Source organism: Mycobacterium sp. (assembly GCF_035570115.1).
In the GTDB taxonomy this organism is placed as follows: domain Bacteria; phylum Actinomycetota; class Actinomycetes; order Mycobacteriales; family Mycobacteriaceae; genus Mycobacterium.
Window position 1 is genome coordinate 20,613 of sequence record NZ_DATMLH010000270.1, and the last position, 8,050, is coordinate 28,662.

Sequence of the window (8,050 nt, forward strand, 5' to 3'; positions counted from 1 at the left end):
ATCGAACCCTCGTCGAAGTCGCTGCCGCCCAACGCGGTTGCGGTTGTCGGCATGGCCGGACGATTCCCCGGCGCCGGTTCCGTGTCGGCGTTCTGGAACAATCTGCGGCGCGGCGAGGAATCGATCGTGACCTTGTCGGAGGACGAGCTCATCGCCGCCGGCGTCGGCGAAAAGGCGCTAGCAAATCGTGCCTACATTAAGCGCGCGGCGCTGCTGTATGGGATAGACGAATTCGACGCTGATTTCTTCGGCTTCACTCCGCAGTCCGCTCGCATGATGGATCCGCAACACCGGCTTTTCTTGCAGTGTGCGTGGCATGCGCTAGAAGACGCCGGCTACGACCCTGCGCAGATCGAGGCTTCGGTCGGGGTGTACGGAACAAGCTCCGCCAGCGGGTATCTGCTCCATAACCTCATGTCGCACCGCGATTCCTACGCGATCATCGGGCAGGGCGCCACTTTCGAGATGGTCGACCTGTCGCTGCAGAACGACAAGGATCACCTGGCGACCCGGGTGGCGCACCAGTTCAATCTGCGCGGTCCCGCGCTCTCGGTTCAGACGGCATGTTCGTCGTCGCTGGTCGCGCTTCATCTGGCCTGCCAAAGCATTCTGAATGGTGAATGCGACATGGCACTGGCCGGTGGCGCGTCGATCCGGGTCCCGCACCACGTCGGGTACTGGTACCAACCGGGATCGATGGTGTCGCCCACCGGTCATTGCCGGCCGTTCGATGTGAGGGCCGACGGCACTATCTTCGGCAGCGGAGTCGCTGTCGTGGTGGTCAAGTCGTTGCAGGCCGCCGTCGAGGACGGGGACCGCATTCACGCCGTGATCAGGGGATCGGCGATCAACAACGACGGATCGACGAAAATGACGTACGCGGCGCCCAATGCCGTCGGTCAGGCCGAGGTCATCGCGGAGGCGCATGCGGTGGCCGACATCGACGCGTCCACCGTGAGCTATGTCGAGACTCATGGGACCGGCACGCCGCTCGGCGACCCGATCGAAATGGAAGGGCTGCGGCAAGCTTTCGAAATTTCGGGTGCGCCCAGACCCGGCCCGTGCTTCGTCGGTTCGGTCAAGTCGAACATCGGTCACCTGGAGACCGCGGCCGGGATGGCCGGCCTGATCAAGGCGATTCTCTGCCTCAAGCACCGGGCAATTCCGGCAACGCTGCACTTCACCAGCCCCAACCCCGAATTGCACCTCGACCGGGGGCCTTTCGTCGTGCGCGGCGAGTACGGTCCCTGGGAATGGGACGGCGTCCGGCGTGCGGGGGTCAGCTCGTTCGGTGTGGGCGGCACCAACGCGCATGTTGTCCTCGAAGAGGCGCCGGCCCTGTCGGGGTCTGACATCGAGCCCGGTCCGCAGGTTCTCCTCTTGTCGGCTCGGACGGCCGAAGCCCTGGAGGACTCACGCTCAGCTCTTGCCGCCGAATTGTCCGGCCCGGATGAACTCAACTTGTCTGACGTCGCGTTCACTCTTGCGGGCCGCCGGAAAGAGAACAACCGGATGGCGGCGGTCGTCAACGATCAGCAGCATGCGGCAAATGTGCTGAAAGCTTCGGAGCACGACAACGTTTTCGTCGGTGAGTCGGTGACCGTGGAACCGAGCGCCGAAATGACCTCGGAGCGAGTCGCTTTCCTTTTCCCGGGCCAGGGTGCTCAGCACATCGGGATGGCGCGGGGTCTCTACGAGTCCGAGCCGGTGTTTGCCCAGCACTTTGATCGGTGCGCCGCAGCGTTTGACGAGGAGTTGGGCATCGACCTGCGCGCGGAGGTTTTCGACGGGGCCGGACGAAACCTGGAGCGCACCGACCGGGCTCAACCCGCCCTGTTCGCGGTGGAATACTCGTTAGCGAAATTGATTGAGTCCCATGGGGTTCACGCGGCGGCATTAGCGGGACACAGCATCGGCGAGTATGTGGCGGCCACCGTCGCGGGCATCTTTGATCTGCCGACGGCAGTCAAGGCGGTGTCGATGCGCGCCCGCCTGATGCATGCCGCACCCCGTGGTGTCATGGTCGCGGTGGCGCTGAGTCCCGATGCCATCGCCGAGTACCTTTCGCCGGACGTCGACCTGGCCGCGGTCAACGAACCGGGCGGCTGCGTCGTTGCCGGAACCGACGAAAACATCCGCAAATTCACCGATCATCTCGCCGAACATAAGATCGTGGCTCGTCGGGTCCGCACATCGCATGCTTTCCATTCACGATTAATGGATTCCGTGATTCCGGAGTTCCAGGGCTTCCTGTCCCGCCTGACGCTTCGCGAACCGCAGATACCTTTGCTTTCCAACATCACCGGAACCTGGATGTCGGCCAGCGAGGCGACCAATCCCGCGACTTGGGCACGCCAAATACGGGCAACCGTCAGGTTCTCCGACGAAGTTGATTTGCTGCTTGTCGATCCGAGCCGCGTGCTGGTCGAGGTCGGTCCCGGTGGAACTCTCACGGGGTCGGCGACGCGTCACCCGAAATGGTCAAGTGGACACCGGGCCGTTCGTCTCATGCGCCACCAGGCTCAGAACCGCAGTGATCGCGACACCTTCTTGCTCGCGCTGGGGCAACTCTGGTCGGCGGGTATCGACGTCGACTGGACGCCGCGCACCGGCCAACGCCCGCAACGGGTTTCGCTTCCGGGCTACCCCTTTGCGCGCCAACGGCATTGGGTCGACTACCAGCCTCACGTCGGGTGGGCAAACGGTGCCACGCCGACGAACGGGACGGCGCCGTCAGCAGGCGCCGCCACCCCGGCCCACGAGGCCACCGACGGCAAGTCGCAGATGGAGGGCGCGCTGCAGCGCATCTGGGCACAGTGTCTCGGTGTCGGCTCGATCGACCGGAACGCCAACTTCTTCGAACTCGGCGGCGACTCACTGATCGCCATCAGCGTCGCGATGACCGCCGCCAACGAAGGACTGGACCTCACACCACAGGACCTCTACGAGAACCAGACCGTGGCCGCTCTGGCCAAAACTCTGGTTGCCCGCTACTCGGCAGGTGGCCTGGCGCGCCAGTCGGCGAATGATGTTGAACATCCCCCTGTTCCGCCGAGCATCGAGCACTTCCTCGAGCACGGGCTGCGGGAGGTCGGCCGCTGGCGCATTCCGCTGATCCTGCGACTTCGCCCGGATCTGCAGATCGACGACATCCGCTCGGTGCTCACCGCCGTGACGAATCATCACGATGCACTGCGGCTGCGAATCGTTCACCGCGCCGGAACATGGGAGCAGCACCTCGGTGAACCGCAGGAGTTCACTGAGTTGGGCACACAGTCGCTTCCGGACGGTGTCGCACCGGGAAGCTCTCAGGAGCGGGAAGCCGTCTTCGACATCCTCAAGGGCCAGATGCGCGCCCAGGACCTCTCGAGCCCGCCGCTGACCGCCACCTACATCCGTGGTGCGGCAGACGGGCCGTGCTATCTGGCGATCAGTGTGCACGGAGTTGTCGGCGACAACGCGTCGCGCGACATCCTGGTCACCGACATCTTCACCGCTTTCGGGCAACGGCTGGCCGGCGAAGAGATTGCGCTGCAACCGGTCACCACACCGTGGCGTGAGTGGTCACAACGGTGCGCCGGGCTCGCTGCCCATCCCGCGGTCGTGGAAAGTCGCGATTTCTGGCTGGACACCGAGGCTAAAGTGACCCTGCGCGTGGCAGGTCAGGTATCGGAACCACCTGCGGTGGACGACCTCGTGAGACTGTCGTCGACGCTGACCGTCTCGGAAACAACCGAAATCGATGACGCGCGGCGCCGGCTTCAGGTTCCGGTCGACGAAATCCTGCTGGCCGCACTGGGCCGCACGATTGCGGCCACGGTCGGTGACGGTTCTGTCGCAGTGGACCTCGGTGGGTCGGGCCGGTCGGTTCTCAAACCCGATGTCGACCTGCGCCGAACGGTTGGCTGGTTCACCACCGTCTATCCCGTCGCTCTCGCCTGCGTGAAGAGCCAAGACGCGGGCGCCAGCCAGCTGTTGGTCGGCGTGCACGACACACTGAACGCCGTGCCGCACTACGGAATCGGATACGGGCTGTTGCGGTACATGTACGCACCGACCGCACGGCTGCTCGGTGGCACGCCCCCGGCTGACATTTTTTTCTCGTATGTGGGCGCGATTCCCGATCTGCCGGCCGTGCCAGCCGATGATGCTCCGGTTCAGTTCGACGCCGACACGGCGATGCCGGTGCGCGAGACGATCCCGGGCCTGGGTCACGCCGTCGAACTCCGGGTGTATCGCTCGGCTGGTGTCTTGCACCTGGATTGGTGGTATGACACCCGCCGCCTCGACCCGACCTTGGTGGAATCACTCGCCGGCGCGTTCTCGACTACCGTGATGGAATTGACGCGGGAGGCGGTTGCGCAGAGTGAAATAGACTCGGCCAGCGATGAACTGTCCCTGGTGGACTTGTCGTCGACTGAGGCGTAGGAGCGGCGAATGCCCAAGAGGCGAATGCCCGGCACCGATAACGCGGTAGTGCTTGACGGGGTCAGGAAGACCTTCGGCTCCGTTATTGCGCTGGCCGACATCAGCTTCAAGGTCAGTCGTGGCGAGGTCCTCGGCTTGCTGGGTCCCAACGGGGCCGGCAAGACGACTACGGTGGACATCCTTTCGACGTTGACGCGGCCGGATTCCGGCCACGCGGAGGTCGCCGGGCATGACGTCTTGTCCGATCCGGCCGGAGTGCGACGGTCGATCATGCTCACCGGCCAGCAGGTGGCGCTCGACGGCATGTTGACCGGCCGGGAAAACCTGGTGACGTTCGGCCGCCTCCAGGGGTTGAAGAAGTTGGAGGCGCGATCGCGGGCGGAGGACCTTCTCGACCACTTTGACCTGGTTGACGCGGCTGACCGGAGTGTCAGTACATATTCCGGCGGCATGCGCCGACGGATCGACATCGCCTGCGGATTGGTGGTCCCCCCAGAAGTGGTGTTTTTAGATGAACCCACGACCGGACTGGATCCGCGAAGTCGACAAAGCATCTGGGAGCTGGTTTCCGAGTTCAAGGAGGCCGGCATCGCCACGTTGTTGACGACCCAATACCTGGAAGAGGCCGACGCGCTCAGTGACCGCATTATCGTGATCGATCACGGCACGATCATCGCGGAGGGAACGGCCGACGAACTCAAGGAGCGTACCGGAGGGACCTACTGCGAAATCGTCCCGCGCGACCTGTTGGATCTGCCCGCCGTGGCCGAGGCGCTCGTTTCGTTGTTGCCGGAGAATGATCGGGCGGCGCTGACAACGGCATCCGACCGTATCGCGATGCCGGCCCCCGACGGCCCGAACACCCTGGTGGAGGTCCTATACCACTTGAACGCGGCGAACATCGAGTTGGCCGATATCGCTTTGCGTCGACCCTCGCTTGATGAGGTGTTTTTCGCGCTGACGACCGAAAACACCGGCGACACGTCCGCGGCGCGCGTTGAGGCCGGGGAACCCGAACGCGGATCGGGGGGGCGGCATAGTTTGGAGGGCAATGGCGACACGTCCGCGGCGCGCGTTGAGGCCGGGGAACCCAAACGCGGATCGGGGGGGCGGCATAGTTTGGAGCGCAATGGCGACACGTCCGCAGCGCACGTTGAAGCCGAGGAACCCGGACGCGCATCGGGGCGGCACCGTCTTGAGAACGCCGGCAACAGGTCCGCGACGCCCGTCGACGCGGAAGCGCTCTGGTGATCGCTATCGCGGCAGTCCGGCCGAAGCCATCTGCGGTTCAGCAGTGGTGGGTGCTGACGGTTCGCGAAATAACGCCGACGCTGCGCAACGGGGAGTTAGCCACCCAGGTCGCCGCGTCAGTTATGTTCACCGTCGGTTTGTACATCCCGTTCAAACACATGATGGGTATGTTCGCCCAGGGCATGAGTAGCTACGCACAGTATCTGATGCCGCTGATCGCGCTACAGGCGATCGCGTTCGCCGCCGTGTCGGCGGCATTTCGATCAGCGACCGACTCAGTACAGGGCATCAACCGGCGATTCAAAGCCATGCCAATTGCCCCGCTGACACCGCTGGCCGGACGCATGTCGGCCAGCGTGTACCGCTGCTCCATCGCGCTGGTGGTCTCGCTGGTGTGCGGTCACGTGATCGGGTTCCGCTTCTTCGGCGGCGTGGCGCACACGGTGGGGTTTTGCCTCCTGACGTTGCTGATCGGCGCGGCGCTGGCGTTGCTCGGAGACATGACCGGAACTGCGATCGAGAATCCGGAGGCCACCACGCCGATAATGATATTGCCGCAACTGATCTTCGGGTGGGTGTCGGTTGGCGTGCAACCGGTCGAACGGTTCCCGAGGTGGATACAGGGCTTCGTGAGGGATCAACCTATCTCCCAGTTCATTTACGCGCTGCGGGCGTTGGCAGGGGACAGCACGCCGGCGACCGGTGCGGTGAGCTGGTCGGTGATCGGACCGGCACTGCTTTGGGTAACGCCCTATATAGCGGTAGCGTTTGCGCTGCACGCCTGGGTTTCCACGAGGTGGCGCTGATGTCTATTGCATCGGAGTACAAGACGACCGCCGCATTCGCCGGATTCGGCGATGTAGGCCCAGCGGTTAGGCGTGACGCTAAAGAGAACTCACTTCGCCACCTCGTTGCGCACACCTGGGTGCTCACCGTGCGGGTACTTCATCGGTGGGTCCGCGATCTTGCGACCTTGGTCGAGTCGCTGATCATGCCTGTTGTGCTGCTGATCACAGTGAACGTCGTTCTTGGGGACGGTATTTCGCAGCTCACCGGGCACAGTGCGCTGCATGGCAGTGTCCCGCTGGTCGCGATGGTCGGGGCTATGTCAGGGGCGATGATCGGCGGGGTCAGTCTCATGCGGGAACGTACGGAAGGCTTGCTGTCCCGATTGTGGGTGCTGCCCGTGCACCGCGCATCGGGGCTGCTGTCGAGGCTGGCGGCCGAAGCGGTGCGGATCGTGGCAACTACTGCGGTCATCATGTGCACCGGGCTGGTGCTGGGTTTCCGGTTCCGGCAGGGGATCCTGGAATCGTTGGCGTGGTTGTTCATTCCGACTGTGTGGGGCTTGGCGTTCACTATGGTCGTCATCACGATCGCCTTGTACGCGGCGACCACAATCATGGTGGAGGCCACCGAAGTCATCTGGGGAATGCTGATGTTCTTCAGCACCGGTTTCGTGCCGGCCGACCAGTACCCGAGCTGGCTTCAGCCCGTCGTCCGAAATCAGCCGATGAGCAATGCCATCGAGGTGATGCGCGGACTGTCGCTTGGTGGTCCGGTGTTGGCGCCAATGGTCGCAACGCTGCTGTGGTCGGCAGGCGTCGCCGCCGCGTGCGTGATACCGATGGCGATCGGGTATCGAAGGGCCAGCACGCGTGGCTGATTTCCTCGCCGTCGTGTTCGCAAACCGCAAGGGAGCCTGAGGATGTTTACAGCGTCGGTGATCCGGAAGCTGTCGCGTAGCGAAGAAATATTCGCCGAGACAGAAAGTTTCGTGGGTCTCGGAGCGGATGTGAAGGGCCCGATCGACGCCGACGCTCTGTCGGCTGCCTTTGATGCGCTGCTGGAGTCGCACCCGGTTCTGGGTGGCCACCTCGAACGGGGCCCCGACGGCCGCCATCAGTTCGCCGTCGACGATCTACTTCATCCGGGAATCGAGGTGGTCGAGATCGACGATCCGGCCGCCGGAAGCCCCCCTGTGCACTTGAACCAGACCGAGTCGCTGATCCAGTTGCGATTGACGCTGCGCAGGGGAGAGGCGCAGCTGACCCTTTACGTCCATCACAGCCTCGCCGACGGTCACCACGAGTTCAGCCTCGTCGAGGAGTTGTTGTCCTACTACACCGACCTCGTCTGCACAGGAAGAATTCCCGCAGTCACCGTTCAGCCCGCGCCGGACCCGCTGGAAGTTGTGCTCGCCCAACGGGGTATACAGAAACAGCGGCGATCGGGGCTCGAGCGGTTCATGTCCGCGATGTTCGCCTACGACCTGCCGCCATCGCGGCGAACCGGATCTGACGTCAAATCCGCAGTGCCGCTTCGTGTTCCCATGGCGGGGTGCCAGCTGAGCGAGCGCGAGACACGCGAC

Annotated in this window: 3 protein-coding genes and 2 pseudogenes; all 5 read left to right on the plus strand. The window is 63.9% G+C overall.

What is annotated here, in order from left to right:
* The first annotated feature begins 51 nt into the window (after positions 1-51).
* Entirely contained in the window at positions 52-4,428 is a 4,377-nt protein-coding gene (locus tag VNW74_RS25725) for a type I polyketide synthase (RefSeq protein WP_414686774.1), read from the plus strand.
* A gap of 24 nt (positions 4,429-4,452) precedes the next feature.
* Positions 4,453-5,436, plus strand: a pseudogene (locus VNW74_RS25730) (ATP-binding cassette domain-containing protein); the annotation flags it as partial.
* Between the two features lie 236 nt (positions 5,437-5,672).
* On the plus strand, positions 5,673-6,485 hold the full coding sequence (locus VNW74_RS25735) for an ABC transporter permease (RefSeq protein WP_325682113.1): 813 nt from the start codon (positions 5,673-5,675) through the stop codon (positions 6,483-6,485).
* Positions 6,485-7,345: an ABC transporter permease gene (locus VNW74_RS25740; RefSeq protein WP_325682111.1), complete on the plus strand. Its 861-nt coding sequence runs from the start codon at positions 6,485-6,487 to the stop codon at positions 7,343-7,345. The genes VNW74_RS25735 and VNW74_RS25740 overlap by 1 nt, the downstream gene beginning before the upstream one ends.
* 42 nt (positions 7,346-7,387) lie before the next feature.
* A pseudogene (locus VNW74_RS25745) lies at positions 7,388-8,050 on the plus strand (acyltransferase); the annotation flags it as partial.